This is a genomic window from Nitratireductor sp. GCM10026969, from assembly GCF_042660605.1.
Classification (GTDB): Bacteria; Pseudomonadota; Alphaproteobacteria; order Rhizobiales; family Rhizobiaceae; genus Chelativorans.
Genome location: NZ_JBHSUM010000011.1, coordinates 39,414 through 65,008 on the forward strand (window position 1 = coordinate 39,414; position 25,595 = coordinate 65,008).

Below are 25,595 nucleotides of genomic sequence, written 5' to 3' on the forward strand. Positions count from 1 at the left end.
GGACCTCAAATCATCTGGCGAACCGTTTCAAGGAAACTTTGCTGGTCAAAGCCGCTCTTGGCGATGTAAGCATCGGCACCCACCTGCAGTCCTTGTGCCTTCTCTTCCGCCGTATCCCGTCCGGTGACGAGGACGACCGGTAGCTTGGCGAACTTCGGCGATCTCCTGATGACACCGGTCAGGGCAAGTCCATCCATTCCGGGCATGTCGACGTCGGCCACGACGACATCGGCGCCCTGTTCCTGCAAGTACTTCCATGCTTCCGATCCATCCGCCGCCAGGATGACCGTATAGCCGGCCGCTTCGAGAATGAGTTTTTCGAGCATGCGCACCGAAGGAGAGTCGTCGACCACCAGGATTTTGCGCACCGGCGGCGGATGGGAAACATAAGCGTCGGTCCCGAAACGTTCCTCGGATGCGACCGCCTCGAGCAAGCCGGAAGGGTTGAGAAGAAGGGCGATGCGGCCATCGGCGAGAATTGTGGCTCCGTTGTAGTGGCGCAGATTGGCGAGTCGAGGCCCCAATGGGCGCACCAGAAGTTCCTCCTCTCCGAGGATCCGGTCGACGATGATCGCCGTCTCTCCGCCGGACGGTCCGACAAAGACCACCTGGCAATGGTCCGGCACCTCTGTTGCCTTCGTTCCGGGAAGTTGCAGCCATGTGGCCAGATCGAGAATCCGGACTTCGCCGCTTTCAGCGGCAAGAAGGCCCCGCTGCCCCGCCGCCGGCAACTCGCTGGTGCGCACCCTGCCCACCCGGCGGATCGACGCGGTATCGAAGGCGAAGATCTGCCCGCCTACGGAGACCTCCAGTGCCCGTACCGTGGCCAGCGTCAGTGGCAGGGTCAAGGTAAAGGCCGCTCCGCCACTGGACGCGTTCGAGACTTCCACGCTTCCCCGCAACGCCTCCACCGTGTCGCGCACGATGTCGAGACCCACGCCGCGGCCCGACAGCTTTGTCAGCTCGGCCGAGGTCGACACACCGGGCTCGAGCGCCTGGCGCAATCTTTGCCGCTCGTCTGCCGGTTCTGGAAAGCCCAGTTTGCGTGCGGCCGCCATGACCGACGTTACGTCGAATCCGCGCCCGTCATCCTCGACATGCACCTGAAAGCGGTCGCCGAAGAGGGCGGCGGAGATGCTGATCCGGCCCTTCTCGGGCTTGCCGGCAGCGCGGCGCGCTTTCGGTGTTTCTATCCCGTGGCCCATTGCGTTGCGGACGAGGTGACGCAGGCAGTCCTGAAGTCCGGCGGCGAGCGACCTGTCAATTTCGATTTCGCCGCCCACGAGGTGCAGTTCAGCCATTTTCCCGGATGCGGCGCCGAGATCCCGGACCAGTCGCGGCAGCCCCTGGCAAGCTTCCGACAGGCGCTGCATGCGGGCACGTCGGATCTCGTGATCGAGTGCATCCACCAGGCTGCCGATCAGCCGCGCGTCCTCGGCAAGTCCGGAAGCAAGCTCGCGCAAATCGCTCTCAAGCGACACGGGCGTGTCCATGCGGGCTTGTCGGGAGGAGCGAAGATGCCGCAATTGCTCCCGCAGTGAAGCGACTTCTGCAGCTTTCGCGGCAAGACGCGATTTCGCTGCTACAAGTTCACCGCTTCTGTAGAGGAGAGTATCCAGCCGCTCTCCGGAGATGCGCATGGAACCATCGAGATCGGTTGAACGGATGCGCGGCGCGTATGCAGGTCCGGCTTGGCCCGCCTTGTCCTCATCTTCATCGGTGGGCCTCTGCTCTGCCTTATCTTCACCGACGTCGCCCCGCGGCCTCTCCTTCAGCCTGGCGTCTACCTTTCTGAGCGCAGACTCGATCGGTGCAGCGTCAATGCCGGCGCCTCCATCCAATCTCATGGCGGTTTCGCTGATGGCGTCCACCGCAGCCAGGAGGGCGTCCAAGTCCTCCTTTTGCACAGCACGCTCACTGCCCATGTGGAGCGTAAGCATATCTTCCATCTTGTGACAGATGAGCTCGACCGGACGCACCTCCACCAGACCGGCGGCGCCTTTCAGGCTGTGTGCAATGCGCAGGAGCCTTTCCGTCACGCTTCGCCGTGCCTGCGCCTCCTGAAGCCCCTCGAGGGAAAGCAGCAGATGCTCGAGCTCGCGCGCGCGCTCCTGCATCTCCCGGGTGAACAACTCCAGCAGTTGCCGATCGATCTGGCCTTTCGCCATGTTCATTCCCCGCGTCCGTCCAGCATCGTCTTCAGGCGGGCTCCGAGCTGGTTGAGGTCCCTGGCCGCCTGCTCCGCCTGACGGACCGCAGCGAGATTCTGCGCGCTCGTCTGTTGGATGTGGTGCATCGCCTCGTGAATCTGCTTCATGCCCGTCCTCTGCTGGCCGGCGGAAGCAGCAATCTGGGCGGCGGATCTCGCAGCATCGGCAATGATGCTCTCGAGCTGCCGGATGGTCTCGCCGGCCGCGTTCACCTTTTCCAAGGCTCGGCTGACGCTTTTCGCCCCCTCTTCCATCCCGATGACCGCTGCGTTGGTGCTCTTCTGGATATCCAGGAGAATTCGGCGGACCTTGTCCGTAGCGGCCTTGGACTGACCGGCCAGGGCCTTGATCTCCGTTGCGACAACGCTGAAGCCGTGCCCGTGCTCGCCCGCACGGGAGGCTTCGATTGCCGCGTTGAGGGCAAGCAGGTTGGTCTGATCAGCAATCTCGGTCACCGCCGTAATAATCTCGCCGATCTCCTGGTTGCTTTCGGCTAGCGCAAGGATGTCGCCGGCGATCGCTTCGGTCCGCTCGCTGACCGCATTCATGACGGCCACGGATTCATCGACGGCCTCACGCCCGGCGCTGCTGACATTCACCGCCGCCTCCGACGAGGCGGCGACCGCTTCGGCCCGCTTTGTTGCCTGTTCCGCGGTCTGCAGCACCTCGTCGACGCTCGTGGTCGTCTGCGTGACCGCTGTCGACTGCTCGCGCATTCCCTCGACCTGTTGTGACGCGCCGGCGAGAATCTCGGTTGCGGAAGAAGAGAGCTTCTCGGCCGTGTCGGCGATCGTTGCGACAAGCCCTTCGAGCCTTGTCCGGTCGTTCCGCTCGCTGTCGATCATGGCCAGGAGCTTGGCCGTCATGCTGTTGAACGACGCCCCGAGTTGCGACAGCTCATCCGCACCTTTCTCGGGCGCTCTCCTGTCCATGTTCCCGGCACTGATCTCCTGCGCCGTTTCCAGCAACATTTTTGCACGTTGTGCAAAGTGGTGGATCAGGAGCAGCATCGTGAAAAAGCCGAGCACCACGACGGCAGAGGAGGCGACGAGTAGGAGACGGGCCTGCCACAACCGCGCGCCGGCGGTCTGCTCCATGAAGCGGATCTGCCGATCCAGCCGAGTCACATACGCCCCCACAAGACGCTCCAGGCTGTCCATTTCTCCGCTGGTCAGAGGAGCATTCACGATGGCGGTCTCAAGGGCCGGCCTCACGGTGGTCAGCCAATACTGGCGACTTTCCTCGAGTTCCGCCAATACATGCGGATCCGTCGTCGGCGGTAGTCGAAGCTCGGTGCTCCCATTGATCAGCGTGGACAGCATCCGCTCGTTGCGGTTCATGGCTTCACGCATGTCGGAGGCGACGGTCTCGTCGCCGTCTGACTCCGGCAAACGGGACGCCAAGTAGAGCAGCCGGTAGAAGACATGCTCCCTGCCCAGATAGGACGTCACCACGATGTCGGAGCGGACCCTCTCGAGGGTCACCAGCCCGAAGCTTATGAAAACCGCCCAGACTGCGACGAAGAAAACCATCGGCACGCCAAGCGTGCCATAGAGACTCCGCCTTCGCAGAATGCTCATTGTCCCTTTTCCTTTCCCCCACCCTGGGAAGTGTTTTTCTGGTCTTCGAGAAACAATTGCCGGTCCGTAACCAGCGCTGCGCCGTCCACGATGATGGTTCCGTCACCGGCTATCCCGCGTATCCACCCCGCGGACGCGTCTGTTTCCGCCGGAGCGACCGGCTGCGGGACGTCGGGCGCGATTGTCGCCATGCCCGAAGTTGCAATCAGGAACTCTGGCCGATGCTGGCCGCAGACAATGCCCCAGTTCGCGACGAGTGATGCACCTGTTGTCGGGGCGAGAAGTACCTGCAGATCGAAGACGGGAAACACCTGCCCACGTAAATCGTAAAGACCGATTACGAAGCGCGGCGCACGCGGAAGGTGCGTGGTCCACCGCATCGGAACCAGCTCGTGGACGTAACGCGCCTCCATGGCGAACCGCTTACCGCCCAGATCGAAATGGACCGATCCCACCGCCGGAATGTCGCTCGGGCCCTGGGTGCGCGAGCGTTCGAGGGCTTTGGCCCGTGCCTCGATCTTGCGTCGTCGCGCTTCGTCGGCGGGATCCTGGAGACTGGTGACCGCATTCATGCTCGTCTCCAGCCTCTGGCGGACAACGGCCCAATCGACCGCGCGCCCTCTTTTTTTCTCAACCGGCATCAGCCCCATCCTGTAGCGAGCGCTTCAAAGCGGCAATTTCGCGGCCGATATGGGCGGCGAACTGGCCGGCGCTGAAGCCTTCCATCAGTTCCACACGCTCGTCGGGCGGACGGCCCGCACAGAGCGCGTGAGCCGTCTCGAAGGCGCGAAGGGCAACCTTGCGGTCATTGGGCAGGCAGCACTTTCCGAGGAGGAAATGTGCGACGGGGAGGCTCCTGTTCAGATATAGAATCTGCCGGAGTGCGGCGGCTGCGTTCTCGTACTGCCCCAACGCCATCAGGACGAGGCCGTGGAGATGGTGCAGCCTGGCTGAAAGGGGGTGTTTTCCGGTCGCTTCGGCGGCGAGCGCTGCGGCCACGTCCGTTGCTCCCCCGTGCAGCGTCGACAGAATGCGGCGCACGATCGGGCCTTCGCCGGGCGTCAGGCTTGCTTCTTTCAGCCGGCTGCCGACAGGCTCCATGTCGCGAATGCGTTCCAATGCCGGACAACCATCGTAGAGGGTGGGAATTGACGGCTTTGAACGGACGGACGTGTTACCGCGAACTAGTGTGCCGGGCTCCGGCATTACCGGGTTGCGCCGGTAGAGAACGCCCGCGCGTGCGGTGAACGTGGTGAATGGAGCATACTCCCAAAGCGGCGGATCGGAGGGGCCAAGCAGGAGCCAGCCCCCCGTTCCGAGGCATTGATAGAACTGGCGCGCGATGCGCTCCACCATGTCCGGCATCAGATAGATGAGTACGTTGCGGCACACAATCAGGTCGAGATCGGCGAGACCTTGGGCCGGAGAAGGGAGTTCGTCCCTGCCCAGACAAAAATTGCCGAACCGGATCCGGCTTCTCAAGTGTTCACTCACACGCAGTTGTTCTCCACATGGGACGAGGTAGGGGCTCATGCGGTTCGACGCCCCACCCCTCAGCGAGTGTCGGCCATAACGCGCAGCCGCAGCTTTCCGCAGGGCACTGCCGGACACGTCGGTTCCGGTAATCTGCACCTTGTCGCCGAGACCCATCTCCTCGGCGAGTACCGCGAGCGAATAAGCTTCCTCGCCCGTCGAGCACCCTGCGCTCCATATCTTCAAGGGTAAGCCTGCCGGTCGCGCTCGCTGCAGTTCCGGCAGCACCTCATCGCGGATGAGATCGAACTGGCCGGGATCGCGAAAGAAATATGTCTCGCCGATGGTCATCCCCGATACGATCTCACCAGCCAGCGTCGGGTCGAATTCGAGGCACTCGAGCAGAAGCGCCGGATCGTCCATTCTGTGGCGTTCCATAAGCGTTATCATGCTGCGGGCCAGTAAACGTCTCACAAGCGGAGCGACGTCGAGTCCCACCTTTGCCGCGACGGGTGAGATCAGGAGATCGCAGTTGCGGCTTTGAGGCGACGCGGTGCCGGGATTGTTCCGCTTCCAACCTCAGGTATGCCGCGCTTCTCCGGCAGGTGGTGACTGACTGCATCGTTCGCCCGCTGTTATTATGTATCTCAAGTCTGCACCTCTTTCCCGGTATCGCCTATTCGGCCAGATGGCCTACTGGCACCCGTGGGCATGCGGCTAGCGGGACTCCCCTTGCCGGTTTGAAAGAAGCCTGGCCCCGGTGGCGGCGGCGGCTTGGCGGTTCCTGACACCAAGGCTGCGAAGCAGTGCGGCCAAGTGGATTTTCACCGTTCCCTCGCCGAGCTGCAGCTTGCGCGCGATCTCCTTGTTCGAAAGGCCGTCGACGAGAAGGACCAGGACATCCCGCTGTCGGGGCGTCAGGCTGCCGATGACGCGGCTTTCCGGTTCCCTCGACGGCTCCGGCTCCTCCCTCACCTCATCGCTCTTGTCGCGAGCAGCGATCTCGGGTGGGACATAGATGGCTCCGTCCAAGACGCGCCCGAGGGCCGCGGCCAGTTCCGCGGCGCCCAGCCCCTTGGGCACGTAACCATGGACCCCCGCGGACAGCGCCGTCAGCATGTCGGATTTCCTGGTCGACGCGGAAACGACGGCGATGCGCATATCACGGCGAAAATCACGGACCGCCTCCAGGCTACCAGCATCCTTCATGCCCGGCATCGCCAAGTCGAAGAGTGCCAGGGCAATTTCGTCGTTTACGGTAAGCTGTTCGACCGCCTCCTCAAGCGATCCCGTCTCGATCACCTCCGCGAACCCCAGTTCGCTCTTCAGGATCGTCCGCAGCGCAATTCGGAAAAATTCATCATCATCCGCAATAAGCGCAGTCGAAGGCCCCGAATCGGTCTTCATATCGCGCTCCAGAAGAATATCTCCCGGGCTCCAGCAAGATAAGGAATCGTCATCATTTCGGTCCGGCTCCTCCTCCTCTGGATTAACCCAGTGTAGACAACAAGGTTCCGCCAGTGCAACTCGGCGGTTTCACAGCCTTACCAAGTGGTTACTTTTCACGGGCATCGAATGCGCCCACATGATGCAGTTCTTCAATCGCAGCCCGCATCCAAAGGCACGCAATTATCCGCTACCGGCGCGGAAACGCCAAGGGAGAGGCCTCGCGCCTCTCCCAATCTAGAAGCGGCGTTTCCGCCCACCGTTCAGGCGGATACTTTCAGTCCCTGCTGCAGATCGTTCAGGAATTGCGCGCCATCGAGGGGGCGCGAGAAGAGGTATCCCTGCATTTCCCGGCAGCCGAGCGAGCGCAGAAGCTTGCACTGTTCGGCGGTCTCCACGCCCTCTGCTATCACCTGCAGTTCCAATGCATGGGCCATATCGAGCATCGCACCGACGATCGCGCGGCCCTGATCGTTTTCCGAGAGTGCCTGCACGAAGGAACGGTCGATCTTCAGACGGTCCACTGGATAGTTTCGCAAATAGCTCATCGAAGAGTAGCCGGTACCAAAGTCGTCGATGGCGATCGAGACTCCGGCTTTGCGCAGCACCTCGAAAGTCTTGATTGCGAGATCCGGATTTTCGATCAGCACCGTTTCCGTGACTTCCAATTGGATGCGCCTCGGCGCGACGTTTTCTTGGCGGAGTATAGCGAGGCACCGCTCGGCGAAATGCTCGTCGCGAAGCTGCACGGCGGAAACATTCACCGACATTAACGGGAGGTCGGTTCTCGCGAGCATTCTGCAGGCTTCTCTGAGGATCCAGTCGCCCAGTTGCAGGATCAGACCGGCTTCCTCGGCCACCGAGATCACGACAATAGGCGACATGGCGCTATGAACCGGATGGTCTGCCGCATCCGGAACGGCCAGAGCCGGCCTATGAGGACGTCGTCTACCGCAAGACGCCTCTCGCCTACACCGATCCCATTCCCGGGCGCGTCGAGATGAACCTGTACTCGACGGTCTTCGATCCCATCGCGGACATGGAGCCGGAAATCCTCGGCGCGCATTTCATGACGTCGTCGGTCTATGCCGGCGGGTTCGACAAGGAAGACAGACGCCTCCTCAAAGTCCTGCGTCCATGACACAACCGGCGATCTCCGGGCCCGGCGGCCCGATCCTCGTCATCGGCGGGGACGGCTTCCTCGGCCGCGTCGTGTGCAGAACGCTTCGCGGGGCCGGGCTGAAGGTCGTAGCCGCCGACATTGCCTCTTCGGAGGGCACCGCGGCGCAAGGTAGTGTCATCAGCCTCGACGTCGCGGACCGGAAGGCCGTATTCGAAACAGTCGGCAGTATCCGGCCCTCACAGATCATCAACCTGTCCTATGTGGTCGGCCCCGCGCTTGCGGCCAATCCCGGACGCGCGGTCGCCGTCAATCTCTCGGGGCAAATCAATTGCCTCGACGCTGTATTAGAGACCGGGGTCAGGCGCTATCTCCACGCCGGCTCCATCGGCGCCTACGGTCCGAGCCAAGACTATTACGGCGACCGGGAGATCGCCGAGGAGGACGGCTGCCCGCCGCCGCACCACACCGAACTGTACGGTGCCATGAAGGCCTTCGACGAAGTGCTAATCGCGCAATATGCGTCGCGGATCGAAGTCTGCGGCTTTCGCTTCAGCGTCATATTTGGACCGGGCCGCCGCCATGGATTTACCAAGTGGACCTCGGCGCTGTGCGAGCGGCCGGAACCCGGCACGAGCATCGAGATTCCGCTTTCGCCGGAACAGCGCATCAGTCTTATCTCCGACGAGGACGCCGCGCGCCTCTTCCTGCTCGCGGTCGAGGCCGACACCTTGCCAGCCCGCATCTTGAATTCCGGCGGCCATGACATGTCCGGCAAGGATATTCGCCAGTACCTCAATCGGATGACACCCGGGCTTTCCGTCGCGCTACGCGATAGGCCGGGGCCTCTCCCGTTCGCTCACCGATTCTCCAATGCGCTGGCGCAAAGTGTGCTCGGATTCTCGCTGACGCCTCTCGACGTTAATCAGGGCGCAGCAGGCGGTGCGAGAAAGTCGTTCTGACGATTCCTAGATGTCGAGAGTGGTGTCGCTCAAGGGATAGGCCTCGCAGTAGAGGCAGCGGTCGGCTTCCGTGTCCTCTACATCGGTGTAATAGCCGAATTCGCCGGCGACTACGGACACCGCACAGCTTTCGCATTGTCCGATCCGCCAACCGGCAGGTACCGTCAGCCGGTTCTTTTCGGCAAGATCCAGCAGCAAGCCGTCGCCAGGCGTCCATGTGACCGTCTTATCCTACTACTTGAAGACGACCTTCCGGGGCTGAAGATCTCCGATGGCGCTTCGCCGGGGGCGGTGAACCGCTCGAAGAAAATCTCGAAATCCAGCACGCCCCTGGCTGCCAGATCATTGCGAAAATAGCGCAGCATGTCGTCCGGTCCGCAGACTTCCGTTCCGTTGGCGGCCCCGCTCCAGCCATGGCAATAAAATGTTGCAGATCGGCACTGAACGGTCTTCGCGGCGGCTGCCTTGCGCACCATTCGGGCACCCGCGATCTACTGTCTGACTGACAATCTCTATTATGTTGCCCTGCATGAGATCATTCGAGGATTAGCTATGGGGAAAATGAAGGAACTGCAAATCGAGATGATGAACCTCGAGTTTGAGTGGATATACCTACTGGCGGCGATCCTCGGGCAGGTGAACGTTGGTGACGCATCGGTGACGAAGCCCGAAGATTGGCCGAGCGTCGAGGAGGAATGGGAGCAAATACGCTTTGTCCCCGACTGTCCGGCGTCAGCACTGATGGGACCAAAGCGGCTTAACTGGGAAGGGAGGATTTCTGGCTCATCGTAGCCCTTCATAGGAGCGAAGATGAGACAGAAACCGGGAGCGACGAGGCCGTCGGCCGAGAAGGTCATCAAGGACATCCGCCGCGCGACCCGCAAGCAGTACTCGGCGGAGGAGAAGATCCGCATCGTGCTGGAAGGCCTGCGCGGCGAGGAGTCGATAGCAGCGCTATGCCGCCGCGAAGGCATAGCCGAGAGCCTGTATTACACCTGGTCGAAGGAATTCCTCGAAGCGGGCAAGAAGCGGCTGGCAGGCGATACGGCGCGCGCCGCGACCAGCGATGAGGTGAAGGTGCTGCGCAAGGAGGCGCGCAATCTGAAGGAGGTCGTCGCCGAACAGGCCTTGGAGCTTAGACTGCTTAAAAAAAGCATGATCGCGGATGGGGGAGACGACGAATGAGGTATCCCGCATCCGAGAAGCTCGAGATCATCCGGCTGGTCGAGCGATCGCACCTGTCGGCGCGGCGCACATTGCAGAAGCTCGGCATTCCCCGGTGCCGGCGGCGTCGATGCGCTGGAAGACCACAGGCCTCGGCCGAACCGGGTCTGGAACCGCATTCCCGAGGAGACGCGCGATCAGATCATCGAGCTGGCGCTGAACGAGCCGGAGCTGTCGCCACGCGAACTGGCGGTCACCTTCACCGACACCAAGGGCTACTTCGTGTCGGAATCCTCCGTCTATCGCCTTCTCAAGGCCCATGACCTGATCACCAGCCCAGCCTTCATCGTCATCAAGGCCGCCAACGAGTTCCATGATAAGACGACGGCGCCCAACCAGCTCTGGCAGACCGACTTCACCTATCTGAAGGTCATCATCGCCTGGAAGCTATGCACCACGATGAAGACGCAGGACGTCACCGACACGCTGACCATGGCGCTGCAGGCTTCCGGCTGTGACAGCACCAGGGTGGTACAGCGGCCGCGGCTCCTGTCCGACAACGGCCCGTCCTACGTCTCTTCCGATCTGGCCGCCTGGTTGTCCGGCAAAGGCATGGAGCACACCCGCGGAGCACCGTCTCATCCCCAGACCCAGGGCAAGATCGAGCGCTGGCATCAGACGCTCAAGAACCGGATCCTGCTGGAAAACTACTTTCTGCCTGGCGATCTCGAGCGGCAGGTGGAGGCCTTCGTCGAGCACTACAACCATCGCCGCTACCACGAGAGCCTCGGCAACCTCACCCCCGCCGACGTCTACTTCGGGCGCGGCGATATCATCACGCTGGAAAGGGAAAGGATCAAACGCGAAACCATCAAACAACGCCGCTTGCTTCATCGTGAAGCGGCCGCCTAAAATGACAACCCTGATGGGCCAGAGCCTCCGTTAGCTCACGCCGAAATTGTCCCAAAAACCCTGACGACGGACACGTGCCGGGTGAGTTCGCCCATCAATGCCGAACCGATCAGACCCGTTGCCCCGGTGACGAAAACACGCATTGCCGATCTCCTATCAAAACGTCAGCGACTGACAATACATTATGCTCATCCCATGCCACGCAATGGCGAAGACGCCCGCAAACGCTTGATGACTGCTGCGCTCGAGCTGTTCAGCGAGAATGGCTTCGACCAGACCACGGCCGCCCAGATCGCCGCGCGGGCGGGCGTTACCGAGCGGACGTTCTTTCGTCATTTTCCCGACAAGCGCGAGGTCCTCTTCGATGGCCAGGGCACCCTGAGCGCCGCGCTCTCCGACGCTATCGCGAAGCTGCCGCTCGGGCTCCCCCCGATCGAGATGCTCCGGCAGGCATTTTCTTCCATCGTCGAACCGCTCGAACAGAATCGCCGGGTATCCGAACCCCGACAGCACATAATCGCCGCAACCCCCGCGTTGCAGGAACGTGAGCTCGCCAAGCATGCCGCGCTCGTGCACGCGGTAGCCGATGCATTGCGGAAGCACGGGGTTGAGCCCAAGCGAGCCGACCTGGCGGCTCAGGCCGGACTGGCCGTATTGAGCTACGCGTTCAGGTCGTGGTTTGCTGATCCTGCTTCAGGACTGGCCGATCATCTCGATCACGCCTTTGCCGAGTTGCAGAACCTGTCGTCGGCGAATTGATCTGGAAAGGTCTCGTCCGTTCCTGAGGATCGAGGTTGGAGACTCGGTGGAGCGGAGCAGTCGGATTTACGCCTGACGCGCTGCGCTTTGGAAGAAGTCGATCAACCCGAAAGGAGCTCGATCATCCAGGCAGTGCGCCAGGATCTCGTGCGAAACCGCGGCTGCAGCCTCGGCGCGTGGGAACATCGCTGCTTCGAAGGCCGCGAGCGCCGCCTCGACCGAGTCCGGGTGCGCCACGATGGCGGCCGCGAGCTCGGCACCGTCGAGCAACGCCATGTTCGCGCCCTCACCTGCCGGCGGCGCGAGATGTGCAGCGTCACCGATGAGCGTCACCCCCGGCACCCGTGCCCACCGATGTCCCGTAGGCAGCGCGTGGAGCGGCCGCAGCACCGGCGGAGTGTCCGCAGCGGTGATGAGGGCTGTGAGCTCCGGCGCCCACCCCTTGAACTCGGCCGCAATCCGCCCCTTGGCGATCGCGAGTTCGGAAAAGTCGATGGCTTCGAACCAGTCGAGCGGGCGGGTCAGTGCCACATAGGCGTGGAGGACGGCACCGGCCTCACGATGGACGAAGATGCCTTGACCGGGCACAAGCGCGAACATGGCGCCCTCACCCGCCATTTCCGCTGTTGCGGGATGGCGCATGTCCACGTCGAGGAGCCACGTTTCGACGAAGGAAGTGCCGAGATACGCCGGCACAGCATCCGAAAGCAGCGAGCGCACGCTGGACCAGGCACCATCTGCGCCGACGAGCAGATCGCTTGTAACGCTCGTTCCATCTTCGAAGGTCAGGGCATGCTGCCCGCGACCTAGCGGAGCGACGGCAGTGAGCTTGCGTCCCCATTGAACCGCATCTTGAGGCAAGGACTCGAGAAGGATGCGACGCAAGTCCCCTCGCAGCACCTCCGGACGGCCGCCCGAACCGTCATCACCCTGCTCGAACAACAACACGCCTTGAGCATCGACCAGGCGCGTCGCCTGACCGCCTTCATGGATGATCGCCTGAAAAGCTTCGCTCAGACCCGCAGCAGCGAGCGCGGCTTGGCCATCCTCGGCGTGGATGTCGAGCTGGCCGCCTTGCTTGCGGGCATCAGCAGATGGGTCGGCTTCGTAGATCGACGCCGGGATACCATTGAGGTGAAGGATGCGCGCGAGGACCAGTCCACCAAGGCCCGCACCAATGATCGTGACAGAGGTCATGCTTTACTCCACAAATTAATGGAACGGCGTTCCACTCCTCCACAATTGGAACAGCGTTCCAGGTGTGTCAAGAAGGGGCATGACTGATTCCACACAACCGTCGGGGCGGCGTGGGAGTGCGCTCTCCAAGGACAGGATCGTGCAGGCCGCGATCGACATTCTGGATGAGGAGGGGGATGCCGGCCTCACCTTCCGTGCACTGGCCGCGCGCTTAGCGACCGGCAGTGGCGCCATCTACTGGCACGTCGCCGACAAAGACGAACTGCTGGCGGCGGCTACCGATCAGGTCATCGTCCGGTTCGAACCGCAGGACGTCGAAAGACTGTCTCCACAGGAGGCTATCCGCGCCCTCTCCCAGGGAGTGTTCGACGCCATCGACAGCCATCCTTGGGCAGGAGCGCAGCTATCGGGGAATCCGTTTCAGTATGCGGTTCTGCGTATCTTGGAAGGGCTAGGCACGCAGGTCGTCGCGCTCGGCGTCCCCGAGAGAGGGCGCTTCAACGCCGCGACGGCGTTGCTGAGCTTCATGCTTGGTCTTGCCGCGCAATATGCGGTCGCCTCCCGTCATTTTCGCGACGCAAGCGATCGAGCGACCGCCTTGAGAGCCGTTGCTGCCAAGTGGGTGGAGCTCGACCCCGAGCAGCACCCATTCATCCACCACGTCGCACCGCTCCTGCCCGAACACGACGATCGCGAACAGTTCATGGCGGGTATCGACCTCATTCTCGCGGGGATCGATACTAGCCGCTGACCGGGCGGCCCCGAGGTGATCGAACTCACGGATGAAGCTTGGCTCCCTTGGTCGCCTTGTCCACGTCCTTCCTGGCCCCGCGGAGCGCGATGCCCACCAACGCCGGCTCTTCCGCGGGTTCGGAAAGGAAAGCCTCGCGGTTGGCCGCGTCGTGCCCGGTCGAGAACATCGACTCGACATATGCGGCGCATATCCGGCCCCTCTCCTGCGCCTGCCGCCACGCGCGGAGCAGCGTGCCCCGGTCAGCCGCCAGGATCATGATTGGCTGGCCCAGCAGCGAGGCGTAGCGAGCTCCCGCCGCATCCACATAGGGCTCCCCCATTGCTTCCGGGGCGCTCCCCGCGATCCCGGTAGCCAGGAACGCGGTGACATTGAGCTTCTGCCACAGCTCGAGTTCGTCAAGCACGAGAATGGCTACCTTGGTGTCGAACATCCATTCAGCTCCTGCTGTTCAACGGGCCGGCTAGACGGGCAGCGGCGCTGCCGTTCGGCCGAGCTCTTGCCGCAGGAACGAAGCCACATCGTTCAGTGCCTCCGTAGCCGCCTCCAGCGTCGCGACACTTGCAGGGAAGACGTGCATCATGCCCTTCCAGACGTGAACGTCACACGCTTGCCCGCTCCGTTCCGCGTGCTCGTGGAACTGCAACGCATCGTCCAGCAACACTTCCTCGTCCCCGACGTCGATACGGATCGGCGGGAGGCCAGAAAAATCCCCTGACAAGGCGTTCACGCGGGGATCGGATGGATCGCCGACGCCGAGGTAGAATTGCACCGCCATCTGCACTGTCTCACGTGACAAGATCGGATCTCTGTCCGCACGGGTCTTGAGCGAGCGGCTGGACAGGGTTGTGTCGATCATGGCCGAGAAAACCGCCGCGGCGACCGGCCGCGCCTGCCCTGCATGTCGATTGACCAGCAAGCTCAGGGCAAGTCCGCCTCCGGCAGAGTCGCTACGACGGCAACTTTTCCGTCGTTCACCGCCATCAACGCGTCCAGCGCCCGCCGCGCATCGTCATAGGCGGCGGGGAAAGGGCGCTCCGGTGCAAGCGCGTAGTCAGCCACGAAGGTGGCCACGCCCGTGCGCTCGGCGATCTGACTGCCGAGCCCGCGATAGGCGGCAGCAGAGCCGACCACATAGCCTCCACCATGCAGGTAGAGGATCGCCTGCCGCGGCGCCGCGTTCGCTGGCCGGCACCACCAACCTGGAATGCCGTCAACCTCTCCGGGACTCATCTCGACCGAGGCTGCGGTTGGACCCTGGGCCATGAGTTTGTCGTATGCGGCGCGGCTCTCCGGCTTGGGCTCCGGTGCAGGCGAGACCGCCAGCGCGGCCCGCATCGCCGCCATCACCACCCGGTCCTTGAGGCTTTCGTCGTGGGTTATAACGGTCATCGCTTTTGTCCTTGTCCTTGTTCCTTGTGCTTGATGCTGGATCGCGCTCGCCCGTTTCGGGCAGCGGCGGGAGACGCAGTGTCTCAGGTCGACGGCGGCCGAGAAGCGGGTAGCCATGGCCGGATCGCGCCATCGCGGTCCGGCCGGTTGCGCCTATTTGAGGAACGGGTTGATCGCCGCCAGCGTATCGTCAAAGCGCCCCTCGGCCTCGGCGTTGCGCATGAATCGACGCCTTCCACCAGGATCTCGCGCGGCGTGGGCGTCTGCTGGAAACGCGCCATCACCTGGTCGGCGAACGTGTCGAGCGGCATGAAGCGTTCGTTATCCTGCTGGCCGGGGGTCAGGGTCGTCTGCACCGCGGGCGGCACCAGCTCGATGACCTCGATCTTGCCCTTCAGGACCGCACGGAGCGATTCCGTGTAGCTGTGGATCGCAGCCTTGATCGCCGAATAGGTCGGGGCGATCACCAGCGGCACATAGGCGAGGCCCGAGCTGACATTGACGATCACCGCGACGCTCTGGCGGCCCAGATGCTCGATCAGCGCATTGGTCAACCGGATCGGGCCGAGCAGATTGCTGGTGACCGAGGCCTCGGCGTCGCCCAGATCGCGGAATTTGTCGAGCGACCCTTCCATGCGCATGATGCCGGCGCTGTTGAACAGCACGTTGAGCCCGGGAAAATCGGTGACGAGCTTTTCGGCGAACGCCGCGATGCTGGCGCATTCGCGCCGTGGACTTCGACGCCGTCCGCGCCGGCTTCGATCGCGCAAGCGGCGCCATAGGCGTAGTCGGCGACGGTCTGCCGAACCTCGGCGGTGGTGAGCGCGCGGGGCTCCGGAACCGGCAGCATGCCCTTGCTGGTGAACATGTCTTCACCCGGGGCGATCGCCGAAGGGGCGACCGGCTGGCGATGATGCTCGGTGTTTTCCGGATGGGACCTGCGGCCGACGTGCATGAGCTGAACGAACAGCCGGCCTCCGGCCGCATGGACGGCGTCCGTCACCTTGCGCCATCCGGCCACATGGTCGTCGGTGTAGATTCCTGGCGTGCTCGGATAGCCCTGCCCGTCCGCGGACGGCTGGGTTCCTTCGGTGATCAGCAGGCCCATCGTCGCGCGCTGGGAATAGTATTCGGGTGCGAGGTCGCCGGGCGTGCCGTCGGGCTTGGCCCGGCTGCGGGTCATCGGCGCCATGGCGAAGCGATGCGGCAGTTGCAGACTGCCGAGCGTAATCGGGGACCAGAGATCGGTCATGGGAGTTCTCCTGAGTTACTGGATGAGGGGGAGCGCGAGGATCAGAGCTTGCCTTCGGCGAGCATCTCGCGGGTGCGCTTCAGCGTGGACAGCAGAGCAGCCTTGTAGCCCTTGTCGCTGTCGAACTGCTTCTGCTCGGCCTGTTCCTCGGGGCCGTTCGGCTCCTTGTCGCGCAGCCCGAGATAGCAGTAGAATTTGAGTTGAAGCGCGCCTGCTTCGTCCTCGAACAATTCGTTGACGATGGCGCCTTCGCGCGGGCCGGTCGCCTGGAAGAAGGTGACCTTGCGCTGCGGCTCGAGCACGATGATCTCGCGCAGGTCGGCGCCGGCGATCGTGGCGTCACGGACGAAGTGCGTCGCGCTCTCCTCCGTGACGTCGCAGCGGGTGCAGAGGCCGGGCGGAAGGAACAGCCGGGCGTCGCGGGCCTTGAGCTCAAGGCCCTTCCAGACCTGCTCGCGGGTCAGTCTGGTTTCGCCTTCCGGGTTCACCGGTACGGTAGCGGTCGAATAAATCATTTCAGTTATCCTTGTTGGTGTGGATTGGTGGCCGTCAGCCGGCGATCTGCACGACGTAATCGCGGTAGGAGCGCAGCGGACGGCCGAGCAGCGTGGTGAGCCGGTCCACATCGCCGGCCTCGGGCAGCATGCCGTCGGACACGAAGCGTTCGGCCATCAGGCGCATGTCGAAGGCCATCCAACCCGGCATGAATTGGCGCATGTTCTGCTCGAACCCGGCGGTGTCGTCGCCCGGATAGGCGATCTCGCGGCCGAGAACGTCGCTCCAGATCGCGGCGGCGCTCGCGCCGGTCAGCGTATCCGGGCCGACCAGATTGATGCGGGTGAGCGGGAGCGGCGTGGGCGATTCTTCGCGACGGATCAGCTCGATCGCGGCGATCTCGCCGATATCGCGGGCGTCGATCATCGCGAGGCCCTTGTCGCCGATCGGCATGGGATAGATGCCGTAGCCGGTGATCGCGTCCTTGATCGTGATTTCGTTGTCCATGTAATAGGCGGGGCGTAGGATGGTGGCGCCCATCCCCATCTGCTCGATCATCCGCTCCACGCCGAACTTGCCCGCGAAGTGCGGCACGTTGACGTAGATGTCGCTGTGGATCACCGACAGATAGACGATCCGCTCGATCCCGGCTTCGCGGGCGACGTTGAGCGCGATCAGCGCCTGGGTGAACTCGTCGGCGACGACGCCGTTCAGCAGGAACAGCGTGGAGACGCCCTTCATGGCGCCGCGCAGCGAGTCGACGTCGAGCAGGTCGCCCTGGACGATTTCGACGCCGCCGGGGAGGCTTGCCTTCAACGGGTCGCGGACAAGAGCGCGGACATCGGCGCCGCGGCTGACGAGCTGTTCGACGACATTGCTTCCGACATTGCCGGTCGCGCCGGTTACGAGAATGGTCATGGTGTTGCTCCTTGAGTTCAGTTGTTTGCTTGTTCTCAAATTAGCGATCCACATTTAATGCGATAGACGCTATATATGGACAGACCGTCTCACTGGTGGAACAGATCATGGATCTTCTTGCCCTCGCCGATTTCAACCTGGTCGCTCGTCATGGCGGGTTCGGAAAGGCATCCCGAGCCGCGGGGCGCCCCAAGGCGACATTGTCCCGCCGCGTTGCGGAACTCGAAGCGAGCCTTGAGCTTCGCCTGTTCGAGCGGGGCGCACGCGCGCTGAAGCTGACCGAGGAGGGACGGGCGCTGTTCGAGCGGACGAGCCAACTGCTCACCGAACTTGACGAGACGGCCTCCACAATCGCGTCGGGTGGGCACAGCCCGCGGGGCAGATTGCGCATCAGCGCACCTCTGCTCTTCTCTCAAACCGCGATGGGCAAGCTCGCCGCCGGTTTCACGCTCAAACACCCGGAGGTCCGGCTTGAGGTGACGACCGAAGACCGGTCCGTCGACATGGTCGAGGAAGCCTATGACCTGGTGATCCGCGTCAACCCGGAGCCGGATGAGAGCCTCGTCGGACGGGTCTTCCTTCGCGATCGGCTGGTGGTCGTGGCGAGCCCTTGCATGACACCGCCGGCAAATGGGTCGGCTGTGCCCGCCGTCGTTCGGGGTCCGGCCAGACAAGGCGATGTCTGGAACGTGACGAAGCCGGCGGGCAAATCGCAGATCACGGTCAATCCGGTGTTGAGCCTGTCATCACTCATCATGGTTCGCGATGCGGTACGAACGGGTGTGGGCGCCGCACGCCTGCCCGTGTCGCTCGTAACTCACGACCTTGCTGACGGCACGCTGGTGCACTGGGGCGACGTGGAGGGACCGGAGATCGCCTTGTGGACGCTCTATCCCACGCGCCGGCTGCTGAGCGCGCGCGTATCGGCCTTCCTCGATTATCTGCGGGAGGCATTCCCAAAAGGAACGCCGGACGAGCTTGCGGCCTATCTCCGAAGGTCGCCGCCCGCGCCGTATTGAAACATTCGGCGAGGTTCGACGTATCGCCCCTCACATCCCCATTAGCTAGCTTCGTGTCATCACGAGGATCGAGAGGCGAAGCGATGATGAACACTCAACCGAACACCATGACGCTATTGACCGGCAAAGGTGGTTCTGGTCACCGGAGGCGGCACGAGAATCGGCCGCGCCGATTCTCATTGAGGGCGGTGGGGATGGCATCAGGATCAACAATGTCAGCCCTGGCCTGACCCGTACGCCGATGAGCGAGGGCATACCGGGAAGGGTTTGCGGCCGCCGCTGTCCATGCGGCGCTGAAGCATGTTGGAGAGCCTGACGAGGGCGGCGACGTGGCCGTCTGGCTATACACGGACGAGGCACGTTTCGTGACCGGGCAGAGCATCCTCGTCGACGGTGGCTACAACATCGCCGAGATGCGGTGATGCGCAGTGTCTGATTTGGTCCGTTCCAATCTCGAATGCCACCGGTTTGAAGTCCACGCGGCTGCTAGGCGCTTTCCGGTTTGGTGATCAAAGCCATGGTGAGCTTCTTAGCCAAAGGCGAGATGACAATGACGGCGAGCACCACCGCGACATAGACCTTGAGAAAGCGCGGGAACCAGGTAACCACAGCCTCCCCTAGTTCCATAGATGCAAGCTTGCCCTCTAGAACAAAGAAGAAGGCGGAGAGAGTGAGACTCATCATCAAGGTCATGATGATGAGGAACAAAGTTTGTTGGTGTTTGGCCGCGATCATTTTCGGCTCCTTGCTGAAACAAGCAGTTCGTTGAAGGTGTGCCGGGCCTATCGCCCCGGCAGCAGAGTTCCGTTTTTCGTCATGTCGCATAGCTCGGCGAGCAGATCGAAATACGAATGATGACCTGGTCACGCTTTGAGCGCTTGTGCTTGCGCGGACTTGTAGTGCAGCACGCCCATTCTCATCTCCGGAACATGTTCGGTCATCAGCTTTTGATGGATCGTACTCTGGGGTGCGGTCTGATCAACAAGGAACTCGCCGCTGACGGAGAACCAGGTCCCGGGCACGGCTCCCGCCTGGATCATGCGCTGCACCGCCGCTCCGTGGGTCTCACGTGACAGGCTGGCCGAGGCATCAACCACAACGTAGACCTCATATCCTTCGCGCAGGGCACCAAGAACCGTTTGAAGCACGCAACCTTCGGTCGAGACCCCGCCGATGACCAGTTTCTTGCGCCCGGTCGCTTCGACGGCAGCCTTGAAATTCTGGTCGAGGAAGGAATTGTAGTGGGCCGGCCTTTCGATGACAGGATGATCGCCGATCACGGCGGCGAGCTCCGGATAAAGCGCACCAGTAGGCTTGGAGGGAACGCCGTTGGTCACGACCAGCCCGGTCTTCCAGTTGATAGCAAGCTTTGCCAGGGCAACCGCATTGTTCAGATGGGTGGAAAGGTCGTGGGATCGCAGCAGATTCGCGAACCCCACCGCATAATCGATCAGGATCACGGTTGTATTCTCTGGAGTGAGCATTTCTTGAGTCATGGAGTAGCCCCTTCGGTTGATATGAAAATCATATAGTTTGTTTCACAAACTATATCAATGACGGATTATCTTGATTTTCAAAGTTCGACGGGCTAGGTGTGGACCCAAGGAGATTGCCATGCCTGAATCGAAATCAGCGCCGCCGAACTCGGCGCCTAGCACGTCACGTGCCCTCGCGGAGGACCTGCACTGGTGCGCGGTGCGGCTGGCACGAGGCCTAGGAAGTATAGAAGAGCGGGTTGTGCGTGAGCACCAGCTGTCATTGCGTGGCTATGTTGTGCTCACCGCGATCGCCGAGCAACCCATGGCGTCCCAGCTTGAGATAGCTCGATTGGGCGCTTTCGATAAAAGTGTCCTTGTTGGCCTGTTGGACGAGCTTGAAGGATCAGGACTGGTGGTCAGGACGCCGGATCCAAGTGACCGAAGAGCGAAGCTCCTGCGCATAACCGACAAGGGAGAGGAAGTGCTCGCGGCAGCTACGGCGGCGGTAGTTGACATAGAGAATGCCCTGCTCGCGAGCATTCCCGCCAGTAGTCGGGATGGATTTCTCGCGGCACTCCGACAGGTTGGGAATAGCGATTTTGCTGCCACCTTCAGCGCTGACGGATGCAGTTGATTGGCTGACTGCGTGACTTTCTGAAGGCCATTGAGGAAAGCAGCACATTAACGAGCTCCGGAGAGTGACCGAGCGACGTGCCAGCACAGGTGTGATCGTCGGCATCTGTCTGGGCAAACACCCGGTCGCCATTCGCTTATTGCATGGTCTGGCACGATCGATCCTCCGACGATCCTTGCCTGCGCTGGGTTCGCGAACGCGTCGTCTCCCTTCTGAGCTGAAATGAACTTTGTGCCAGCCAATTTCGCGCGCTGAGAGACATGCAAAACGCCAACGCTCTTGTGCGGACTCTGTCATTCGAACCGCGCGCTCCGACGTGAAGCTGACGCAACAGTCTTGGAGGAATAACTCTCTCTAGAGAAGATGGCACATCCCGCGATTCGAACCCTGAGACCTTCCCCTTCGGAGCGCCATCGGAGCCATCGACACGGCGGCTCTCGCCTCGGTGCCGAAGTCCCGATCCTCCGCAGAGATTCAGCTCAAGTTCTATGCCTTCATATTTTCTTGGAGAACACGCAAAGATTCGCCCAACAAGCCAGCGACCCCTTTCGAGATTGCTCCCTCTTTCAAGGGACAAGCGCGGCGAGCCCCATCAAGCGATGGCGCCTGCGAATTCCTCTGCCGCCCTGCCAGCGGATGCCGCAGCCGCCTCGCGCGCATAGAGTACCGGGGACACACCCACGCTTCGCGCGAAGGCTACGCTGAAGGCGCTGGCCGAACTGTAGCCGACTTGCCGGGCAATTGCGTTCACGCTCAGCTCCCGCTTGCGCAGGAAATCCTTTGCCAAAGTCAGCCGCCACGCTGTCAGGTACTCCATCGGCGCCATTCCCACCGCGCTCTGGAATCGGTCGTGGAAGCCCGATCTGGACACCGCCGCCTCACGCGCCAGTTCTGCCACCGTCCAGCCGCGCCCGGGCTCCGCATGCATGGCCCGAATTGCCACTGCCAATCGCTCGTCCGACAGGCCGCGCAGCAACCCCGGGGAGTCGCCCGGTTCGGCTGTTGTCCGCAACGCCTCGATCAGCAGCACTTCAAGGAGATGCTGCAACACGACCTCCCGCCCCGGCTTATTCCCCACAGCCTCCTCGCCCAGCAGCTGCATCAGCATGGCCAGGCGGTGCTCGCCACGCACGACCACCAGTTTGGGCAACAGCGAGGATAGCAAGACCGCATCCTCGGACTGGAAGATACAGTAACCGACAAGCGCCCGCATATCGGTCGGACCATCGACGCTGCCGACGCGATATCCGCCTCCCGGCAAGATTACCGGATCTGTCACCATGTCCTTGTCGCTGCTGGGCACAGCGCTCCACATCATGAAGTCCTGCGCCGAAGGGATGAGGATGAAGTCGCCTGCATTGACGATCACCTCGCCGCTCTGGTGATCCCAATAACGCACGCTCCCCTTGAGCACGGCGAGGTAATAGGGATTGGGCGACTGCGTCCGCCGCACTCGCCACGGTCCTGAGCCAGTGACGCACTTGGAGAACGGCGCGCCCGGCTGCAGCAAACCGACGATCTGCGCTAGGGGATCGGCCATTATGGACTCACACGACACTTTCTTGGACGTTTGAATATAGAACGTCCAGACGCCCATGACCATGTCCTGTTGGTCCAATCAGCAACAGGATCAGATCATGACCTCAAACTCCCGCATCGCGCTCGTCACCGGTGCCAATCAAGGCATCGGGCTTCAGATCGCAACTGACCTCGCTGCCAGCGGCCTCACCGTGCTGCTCGCATCGCGCAACCTTGACCGCGGCAAGGCCGCAGCTCAAACCATCGACGGAGATGTTCAGCCCATCCAGTTCGACGTGACCGACAAGGCTTCGATCGATGCCGCGGTCGCACAAGTCGAACAGCAGTTCGGCCGCCTCGACATCCTCATCAACAATGCCGCGATCTCCCGGGCCAATGGGCAGGAAAGCGAGACCATGGAGCACTATATTCAGCGCTCTCGGGCAACGCTCATCTCGGTGGAAGAGGTTCGGACCATTTGGGAGACCAATGTGTTTGGTGTCCTGGCAGTTACTCAGGCTTTCGTGCCGCTGCTGCGCAAGTCCGAAGCCGCACGCATCGTCAACGTCTCGAGCGCCCTCGGCTCGCTCACCATCAATTCCACGCCCAATCCCTATCGGGCGACATTTAATCCGGGCTATGGCGCTTCCAAAACCGCGCTCAACGCCATTACGTTGGCATTTGCCATCGATCTCGAATCCGAAGGTATAAAGGTCAATGCAGTGACCCCGGGTTTCACCAGCACCGCGCTCAACAATTACGAAGGCACCGAGACCGTCCAGCAAGGGGCTGCCGAAGCCGTTCGTGTGGCCCTCAGCAGCGAAGACCCAACAGGCACCTTCACCGGTTCGGTCAACGAAACCTACCCCTGGTAGTCGAACTAAGTCCGCCGGCCCGGGCCGGCGGACGGACTCCGGGATGTCTGACCTTCGATCTGATCATCGTCGTCTTGCAGCGCGTGCCCAAACTAAGTGTTCAGTTCCGGCATTTGATGGATTGGGTCGAGGATGAATCGATCCGGCTCTGAAGTCCATCGTTTGCAGATGAACTCGTAAGGTGTGAGGCCTTTGAGCGTCTTCAGCCTTCGCCCGAAGTTGTATGCGTCGATGAAGTCCTGAAGATGCCGGCGCAGTTGGTCATGATTGTCGTAGTGGAAGCGCTTGACAGTCGCCTCCTTGATGGTCCGGTTCATCCGTTCCACCTGTCCGTTCGTCCACGGATGGTTGATTTTGGTGAGCCTGTGTTCGATGCCGTTGTCGTCGCAGACCCGGTCGAAGATGTGGTGGAACGCATATTTGTGACGGGCGTGGTTGGTGAACTGGATGCCGTTGTCGGTCAGTACGGTGTGGATGGTGTAGGGCACCGCCGCGACGAGATCGCGCAGGAACTGCGCCGCAATCATCTTGCCGGCTTTGAGATGGAGTTGGGCGAAAGCGAACTTTGATGTCCGGTCGATGGCCACGAACAGATAGAGCTTGCCCTCAGCCGTCTGCACCTCTGCGATGTCGATGTGGAAGTAGCCGATCGGATAGCTCTTGAACGTCTTCCGGACTGGCTTGTCGCCTTCGACATCGGGCAGCCGCGAGATGCCATGACGCTCCAGACAGCGATGCAACGATGATCGGGACAGATGCGGGATCGTCGCCTGAAGGGCATAGAGGCAGTCATCGAGCGGCAGCAGCGTATGCTTGCGGAAGGCGACGATGACGGCCTCATCCTCCAGCGATAGCACCGTGGAATGCGGTTCCTTCGGCCCGGTCGGCAAATCGGCAACCGATGTGCGCTTTTTCCATTTCGCCACAGTCTTCTGGTTGATCCCGTAGCGCCTGGCCAGTGTCCTCAGGCTCTCTTGACCATGTTGTATCGCTCGACGGACTGCCGCTGTCGTCGTGGCGCTCCCGTGGTGAACTTGTCCCATAGTGCCTCCTTCCATTCATGGGAAAAGATTGCACCATCAAAATGCGGGATTAAACACTTTTTAGGTGGTGCAACGGAATCCGCCCCGAAGCTCCAAGTGCGTCCCAATCCTGCTGGTCAACGGTCGATCGACGTTGTGCTTTCTACAGGCAGATGGTGCGCGAAGCCGAGAAGTGCGCCGAGGCAGGCCACCAATTCGCGCCAATCCCGACCCGGACTATTGCTGTGATGCTTCCTGGTTCTTGGCACACCGGTGCACCAACTGACGCCAGCGCAAGCCATTGTATTTCTTCATGCCCGCCCGACAAGCTGATCACGCCCGGATTCTTATGGCGTTGCTGCACGCGCTACTGACCAAGCGACCAATGCGAACGAACCAACCGGCGCGGCGAGCTTCGGCAGCGATTTTTCCAAGATGCTGATTACCGGTAAGACGTCCTTCAAAGGTCTCCCCTCAAGTCCAGCCTTGGCGGAAAGCCGAATATCTGGCTTGCGAGAGATTTGGCCGGTCGCACGGCTGGCAGACTTCGCGGCCTCTCAGGTTGGGATGCTGCCACCGTGGACCGATGAACAGCGTGCTCAGATGCAATAGACCGGGCCAAAAAATGGAGACGGCAAGTAGATGCTTGAAGTCGTCAAGGACCGCGTCGCACTGCCGCGCTAGTGTCGAACCCGGAGATCGTTTTCGCCGACGAACCCACCGCCGCGCTGGACAGGGATGCTGGACTTCAGGTAGTGCGGATGCTCAAGGCGCTTGGGGATAGTCGCGGGTGGTCGACGGTGATGGTCACGCATGACCCCCGCATTGTTGATCTCGCCGACAGGATCGTCACGATCGAGGACGGACGACTGGTCCGAATTGAAATGACCCAGTTGGAGCGGATCAGCGAGACATCCTGGTATGCCTCGCTCGCCCGGCAAATGCGAGTTCAGCAGTTCAGGACAAAAACACATGTCGTTTTAGGAAGCCGCCATACCGTCCTTCGTTCGCGTTAATTCATGACATCTTTCCGGGGCATGTCCCTCCGGCTTGGCATTGGCGGCGTCGCCATCATTACCGAGCAGGTGGTTGCGGGAAAGCCTGCCATCGGTTTTCAAGTGACCGATGGTGGCGTCGATATCGGGTCGCCGCTTGTGCTCTTGGCGGATGGTGGTGGTGAGCCCGCGCCTCTGGCCGGCAATGACGACGCGGTGTGACCCTAGTAATCATGCCCGCGGTAGCCCTTGTCGACAGGGATCCGCTCTAGAGCACGTCCTTTGATTGATGAATCGATTGTGATGTGACGGCGTCATGTTGTTCTGATTCAACCTCCACTTTGACGGAGGTGGATGATGGGAAGAGCACTGAGCGGGGATCTTCGGTCACGGGTCCTGAAGGCTTCGGACGAAGACAGGTCG

Annotated in this window: 27 protein-coding genes and 4 pseudogenes; 12 read left to right on the top strand and 19 right to left on the bottom strand. The window is 61.8% G+C overall.

The features are described 5' to 3' along the window. Positions 1–5: 5 nt before the first annotated feature. The 6 genes from ACFP9U_RS04770 to ACFP9U_RS04795 form a co-directional block, all read right to left on the bottom strand. A complete protein-coding gene (locus ACFP9U_RS04770) occupies positions 6–2,174 on the bottom strand; it encodes a hybrid sensor histidine kinase/response regulator (RefSeq protein WP_378619435.1) in 2,169 nt (722 codons plus the stop codon). Next, entirely contained in the window at positions 2,171–3,790 is a 1,620-nt protein-coding gene (locus tag ACFP9U_RS04775) for a HAMP domain-containing methyl-accepting chemotaxis protein (RefSeq protein ID WP_378619437.1), read from the bottom strand. Before ACFP9U_RS04775 ends, ACFP9U_RS04770 begins: the two co-directional genes overlap by 4 nt. Further along, positions 3,787–4,362, bottom strand: a complete 576-nt coding sequence (locus ACFP9U_RS04780) for a chemotaxis protein CheW (protein ID WP_378619439.1) — start codon at positions 4,360–4,362, stop codon at positions 3,787–3,789. The genes ACFP9U_RS04775 and ACFP9U_RS04780 overlap by 4 nt, the downstream gene beginning before the upstream one ends. A 58-nt stretch (positions 4,363–4,420) precedes the next feature. After that, positions 4,421–5,701 carry a CheR family methyltransferase gene (locus tag ACFP9U_RS04785; RefSeq protein ID WP_378619440.1) on the bottom strand — a complete coding sequence of 427 codons (1,281 nt, stop codon included), beginning with the start codon at positions 5,699–5,701 and terminating at the stop codon, positions 4,421–4,423. A gap of 279 nt (positions 5,702–5,980) precedes the next feature. Continuing rightward, positions 5,981–6,670 (bottom strand): LuxR C-terminal-related transcriptional regulator, encoded by a 690-nt coding sequence (locus tag ACFP9U_RS04790; protein WP_378619442.1) that lies wholly within the window; start codon positions 6,668–6,670, stop codon positions 5,981–5,983. A 302-nt stretch (positions 6,671–6,972) separates the two neighbouring features. After that, complete coding sequence (locus tag ACFP9U_RS04795) at positions 6,973–7,635, bottom strand: EAL domain-containing protein (protein ID WP_378619481.1); 663 nt, start codon at positions 7,633–7,635, stop codon at positions 6,973–6,975. A gap of 74 nt (positions 7,636–7,709) precedes the next feature. Between ACFP9U_RS04795 and ACFP9U_RS04800 the strand changes: the two genes are divergently transcribed. Continuing rightward, entirely contained in the window at positions 7,710–7,850 is a 141-nt protein-coding gene (locus ACFP9U_RS04800; protein WP_378619443.1) for a hypothetical protein, read from the top strand. Continuing rightward, positions 7,847–8,791: an NAD-dependent epimerase/dehydratase family protein gene (locus ACFP9U_RS04805; RefSeq protein ID WP_378619445.1), complete on the top strand. Its 945-nt coding sequence runs from the start codon at positions 7,847–7,849 to the stop codon at positions 8,789–8,791. The genes ACFP9U_RS04800 and ACFP9U_RS04805 overlap by 4 nt, the downstream gene beginning before the upstream one ends. 6 nt (positions 8,792–8,797) lie before the next feature. Here ACFP9U_RS04805 and ACFP9U_RS04810 read toward each other — a convergent pair. Beyond that, a pseudogene (locus tag ACFP9U_RS04810) lies at positions 8,798–9,004 on the bottom strand (2Fe-2S iron-sulfur cluster-binding protein); the annotation flags it as partial. 252 nt (positions 9,005–9,256) lie between these two features. On the opposite strand from ACFP9U_RS04810, the gene ACFP9U_RS04815 reads away from it, so the two are divergent. The 3 genes and pseudogenes from ACFP9U_RS04815 to ACFP9U_RS04825 all read left to right on the top strand — a co-directional run bounded on the left by ACFP9U_RS04815 (position 9,257) and on the right by ACFP9U_RS04825 (position 11,626). Then, positions 9,257–9,583 (top strand): hypothetical protein, encoded by a 327-nt coding sequence (locus tag ACFP9U_RS04815; protein ID WP_378619447.1) that lies wholly within the window; start codon positions 9,257–9,259, stop codon positions 9,581–9,583. Positions 9,584–9,601: 18 nt separating this feature from the next. Continuing rightward, positions 9,602–10,867 (top strand): annotated as a pseudogene (locus ACFP9U_RS04820) (integrase core domain-containing protein). Positions 10,868–11,098: 231 nt separating this feature from the next. After that, positions 11,099–11,626 carry a TetR family transcriptional regulator gene (locus ACFP9U_RS04825; RefSeq protein WP_378619449.1) on the top strand — a complete coding sequence of 176 codons (528 nt, stop codon included), beginning with the start codon at positions 11,099–11,101 and terminating at the stop codon, positions 11,624–11,626. Positions 11,627–11,692: 66 nt separating this feature from the next. On the opposite strand, the gene ACFP9U_RS04830 is transcribed toward ACFP9U_RS04825, so the two are convergent. Continuing rightward, entirely contained in the window at positions 11,693–12,823 is a 1,131-nt protein-coding gene (locus ACFP9U_RS04830; protein WP_378619450.1) for an FAD-dependent oxidoreductase, read from the bottom strand. A 139-nt stretch (positions 12,824–12,962) separates the two neighbouring features. Between ACFP9U_RS04830 and ACFP9U_RS04835 the strand changes: the two genes are divergently transcribed. Continuing rightward, positions 12,963–13,574, top strand: coding sequence for a TetR/AcrR family transcriptional regulator (locus ACFP9U_RS04835; RefSeq protein WP_378619452.1), 612 nt, complete (start codon positions 12,963–12,965; stop codon positions 13,572–13,574). Positions 13,575–13,599: 25 nt separating this feature from the next. Here the strand turns inward: ACFP9U_RS04835 and ACFP9U_RS04840 are convergent, their stop codons facing one another. From ACFP9U_RS04840 to ACFP9U_RS04870, 7 genes and pseudogenes are all read right to left on the bottom strand, one after another. Then, positions 13,600–14,007 carry a DUF2000 family protein gene (locus tag ACFP9U_RS04840; RefSeq protein WP_378619454.1) on the bottom strand — a complete coding sequence of 136 codons (408 nt, stop codon included), beginning with the start codon at positions 14,005–14,007 and terminating at the stop codon, positions 13,600–13,602. Between the two features lie 30 nt (positions 14,008–14,037). Beyond that, positions 14,038–14,493 carry an alpha/beta hydrolase fold domain-containing protein gene (locus ACFP9U_RS04845; protein ID WP_378619455.1) on the bottom strand — a complete coding sequence of 152 codons (456 nt, stop codon included), beginning with the start codon at positions 14,491–14,493 and terminating at the stop codon, positions 14,038–14,040. Positions 14,494–14,495: 2 nt separating this feature from the next. After that, a complete protein-coding gene (locus ACFP9U_RS04850) occupies positions 14,496–14,966 on the bottom strand; it encodes an alpha/beta hydrolase (protein ID WP_378619458.1) in 471 nt (156 codons plus the stop codon). Positions 14,967–15,049: 83 nt separating this feature from the next. Beyond that, positions 15,050–15,631: an SDR family NAD(P)-dependent oxidoreductase gene (locus ACFP9U_RS04855; protein WP_378619459.1), complete on the bottom strand. Its 582-nt coding sequence runs from the start codon at positions 15,629–15,631 to the stop codon at positions 15,050–15,052. Positions 15,632–15,684: 53 nt separating this feature from the next. Beyond that, positions 15,685–16,218 (bottom strand): annotated as a pseudogene (locus ACFP9U_RS04860) (alkene reductase); the annotation flags it as partial. Positions 16,219–16,259: 41 nt separating this feature from the next. Beyond that, positions 16,260–16,733, bottom strand: coding sequence for an SRPBCC family protein (locus ACFP9U_RS04865; RefSeq protein ID WP_378619461.1), 474 nt, complete (start codon positions 16,731–16,733; stop codon positions 16,260–16,262). Positions 16,734–16,767: 34 nt separating this feature from the next. Then, positions 16,768–17,631 (bottom strand): SDR family oxidoreductase, encoded by an 864-nt coding sequence (locus ACFP9U_RS04870; protein ID WP_378619462.1) that lies wholly within the window; start codon positions 17,629–17,631, stop codon positions 16,768–16,770. A gap of 107 nt (positions 17,632–17,738) precedes the next feature. On the opposite strand from ACFP9U_RS04870, the gene ACFP9U_RS04875 reads away from it, so the two are divergent. Continuing rightward, positions 17,739–18,650 carry a LysR family transcriptional regulator gene (locus ACFP9U_RS04875; RefSeq protein WP_378619464.1) on the top strand — a complete coding sequence of 304 codons (912 nt, stop codon included), beginning with the start codon at positions 17,739–17,741 and terminating at the stop codon, positions 18,648–18,650. A gap of 272 nt (positions 18,651–18,922) precedes the next feature. Continuing rightward, positions 18,923–19,072, top strand: a pseudogene (locus ACFP9U_RS04880) (SDR family oxidoreductase); the annotation flags it as partial. A gap of 64 nt (positions 19,073–19,136) precedes the next feature. On the opposite strand, the gene ACFP9U_RS04885 reads toward ACFP9U_RS04880, so the two are convergent. Both ACFP9U_RS04885 and ACFP9U_RS04890 read right to left on the bottom strand, forming a co-directional pair. Further along, the gene (locus ACFP9U_RS04885) at positions 19,137–19,385 is read right to left on the bottom strand and encodes a hypothetical protein (RefSeq protein WP_378619465.1); all 249 of its coding nucleotides are present in this window, start codon (positions 19,383–19,385) and stop codon (positions 19,137–19,139) included. Between the two features lie 128 nt (positions 19,386–19,513). After that, the gene (locus ACFP9U_RS04890) at positions 19,514–20,146 is read right to left on the bottom strand and encodes an isochorismatase family protein (RefSeq protein WP_378619467.1); all 633 of its coding nucleotides are present in this window, start codon (positions 20,144–20,146) and stop codon (positions 19,514–19,516) included. A 118-nt stretch (positions 20,147–20,264) separates the two neighbouring features. Between ACFP9U_RS04890 and ACFP9U_RS04895 the strand changes: the two genes are divergently transcribed. Next, positions 20,265–20,762: a MarR family winged helix-turn-helix transcriptional regulator gene (locus tag ACFP9U_RS04895; RefSeq protein ID WP_378619468.1), complete on the top strand. Its 498-nt coding sequence runs from the start codon at positions 20,265–20,267 to the stop codon at positions 20,760–20,762. A gap of 592 nt (positions 20,763–21,354) precedes the next feature. On the opposite strand, the gene ACFP9U_RS04900 is transcribed toward ACFP9U_RS04895, so the two are convergent. Beyond that, positions 21,355–22,359 carry a cupin domain-containing protein gene (locus ACFP9U_RS04900; protein WP_378619470.1) on the bottom strand — a complete coding sequence of 335 codons (1,005 nt, stop codon included), beginning with the start codon at positions 22,357–22,359 and terminating at the stop codon, positions 21,355–21,357. A 40-nt stretch (positions 22,360–22,399) separates the two neighbouring features. Between ACFP9U_RS04900 and ACFP9U_RS04905 the strand changes: the two genes are divergently transcribed. Further along, a complete protein-coding gene (locus tag ACFP9U_RS04905; RefSeq protein WP_378619472.1) occupies positions 22,400–23,155 on the top strand; it encodes an SDR family NAD(P)-dependent oxidoreductase in 756 nt (251 codons plus the stop codon). 92 nt (positions 23,156–23,247) lie between these two features. Here the strand turns inward: ACFP9U_RS04905 and ACFP9U_RS04910 are convergent, their stop codons facing one another. Continuing rightward, positions 23,248–24,198, bottom strand: coding sequence for an IS481 family transposase (locus ACFP9U_RS04910; protein ID WP_378619474.1), 951 nt, complete (start codon positions 24,196–24,198; stop codon positions 23,248–23,250). 662 nt (positions 24,199–24,860) lie between these two features. Between ACFP9U_RS04910 and ACFP9U_RS04915 the strand changes: the two genes are divergently transcribed. Beyond that, positions 24,861–25,193 (top strand): hypothetical protein, encoded by a 333-nt coding sequence (locus ACFP9U_RS04915; protein WP_378619476.1) that lies wholly within the window; start codon positions 24,861–24,863, stop codon positions 25,191–25,193. Positions 25,194–25,196: 3 nt separating this feature from the next. Beyond that, entirely contained in the window at positions 25,197–25,394 is a 198-nt protein-coding gene (locus ACFP9U_RS04920) for a hypothetical protein (RefSeq protein WP_378619477.1), read from the top strand. Positions 25,395–25,595 lie beyond the last annotated feature (201 nt).

What these genes read in the sequence shown, in the direction of transcription:
- ACFP9U_RS04920 (WP_378619477.1), top strand. Translation starts at nt 25,197, where the DNA reads ATGACATCTTTCCGGGGCATGTCCCTCCGGCTTGGCATTGGCGGCGTC.
- ACFP9U_RS04825 (WP_378619449.1), top strand. Translation starts at nt 11,099, where the DNA reads ATGACTGCTGCGCTCGAGCTGTTCAGCGAGAATGGCTTCGACCAGACC.
- ACFP9U_RS04900 (WP_378619470.1), bottom strand. Translation starts at nt 22,359, where the DNA reads ATGGGCGTCTGGACGTTCTATATTCAAACGTCCAAGAAAGTGTCGTGT.
- ACFP9U_RS04905 (WP_378619472.1), top strand. Translation starts at nt 22,400, where the DNA reads ATGACCTCAAACTCCCGCATCGCGCTCGTCACCGGTGCCAATCAAGGC.
- ACFP9U_RS04890 (WP_378619467.1), bottom strand. Translation starts at nt 20,146, where the DNA reads ATGACTCAAGAAATGCTCACTCCAGAGAATACAACCGTGATCCTGATC.
- ACFP9U_RS04830 (WP_378619450.1), bottom strand. Translation starts at nt 12,823, where the DNA reads ATGACCTCTGTCACGATCATTGGTGCGGGCCTTGGTGGACTGGTCCTC.
- ACFP9U_RS04775 (WP_378619437.1), bottom strand. Translation starts at nt 3,790, where the DNA reads ATGAGCATTCTGCGAAGGCGGAGTCTCTATGGCACGCTTGGCGTGCCG.
- ACFP9U_RS04910 (WP_378619474.1), bottom strand. Translation starts at nt 24,198, where the DNA reads ATGGGACAAGTTCACCACGGGAGCGCCACGACGACAGCGGCAGTCCGT.
- ACFP9U_RS04805 (WP_378619445.1), top strand. Translation starts at nt 7,847, where the DNA reads ATGACACAACCGGCGATCTCCGGGCCCGGCGGCCCGATCCTCGTCATC.
- ACFP9U_RS04865 (WP_378619461.1), bottom strand. Translation starts at nt 16,733, where the DNA reads ATGATTTATTCGACCGCTACCGTACCGGTGAACCCGGAAGGCGAAACC.
- ACFP9U_RS04870 (WP_378619462.1), bottom strand. Translation starts at nt 17,631, where the DNA reads ATGACCATTCTCGTAACCGGCGCGACCGGCAATGTCGGAAGCAATGTC.
- ACFP9U_RS04885 (WP_378619465.1), bottom strand. Translation starts at nt 19,385, where the DNA reads ATGATCGCGGCCAAACACCAACAAACTTTGTTCCTCATCATCATGACC.
- ACFP9U_RS04770 (WP_378619435.1), bottom strand. Translation starts at nt 2,174, where the DNA reads ATGAACATGGCGAAAGGCCAGATCGATCGGCAACTGCTGGAGTTGTTC.
- ACFP9U_RS04875 (WP_378619464.1), top strand. Translation starts at nt 17,739, where the DNA reads ATGGATCTTCTTGCCCTCGCCGATTTCAACCTGGTCGCTCGTCATGGC.
- ACFP9U_RS04850 (WP_378619458.1), bottom strand. Translation starts at nt 14,966, where the DNA reads ATGACCGTTATAACCCACGACGAAAGCCTCAAGGACCGGGTGGTGATG.
- ACFP9U_RS04800 (WP_378619443.1), top strand. Translation starts at nt 7,710, where the DNA reads ATGAACCTGTACTCGACGGTCTTCGATCCCATCGCGGACATGGAGCCG.
- ACFP9U_RS04780 (WP_378619439.1), bottom strand. Translation starts at nt 4,362, where the DNA reads ATGAATGCGGTCACCAGTCTCCAGGATCCCGCCGACGAAGCGCGACGA.
- ACFP9U_RS04785 (WP_378619440.1), bottom strand. Translation starts at nt 5,701, where the DNA reads ATGGAACGCCACAGAATGGACGATCCGGCGCTTCTGCTCGAGTGCCTC.
- ACFP9U_RS04840 (WP_378619454.1), bottom strand. Translation starts at nt 14,007, where the DNA reads ATGTTCGACACCAAGGTAGCCATTCTCGTGCTTGACGAACTCGAGCTG.
- ACFP9U_RS04790 (WP_378619442.1), bottom strand. Translation starts at nt 6,670, where the DNA reads ATGAAGACCGATTCGGGGCCTTCGACTGCGCTTATTGCGGATGATGAT.
- ACFP9U_RS04895 (WP_378619468.1), top strand. Translation starts at nt 20,265, where the DNA reads ATGCCTGAATCGAAATCAGCGCCGCCGAACTCGGCGCCTAGCACGTCA.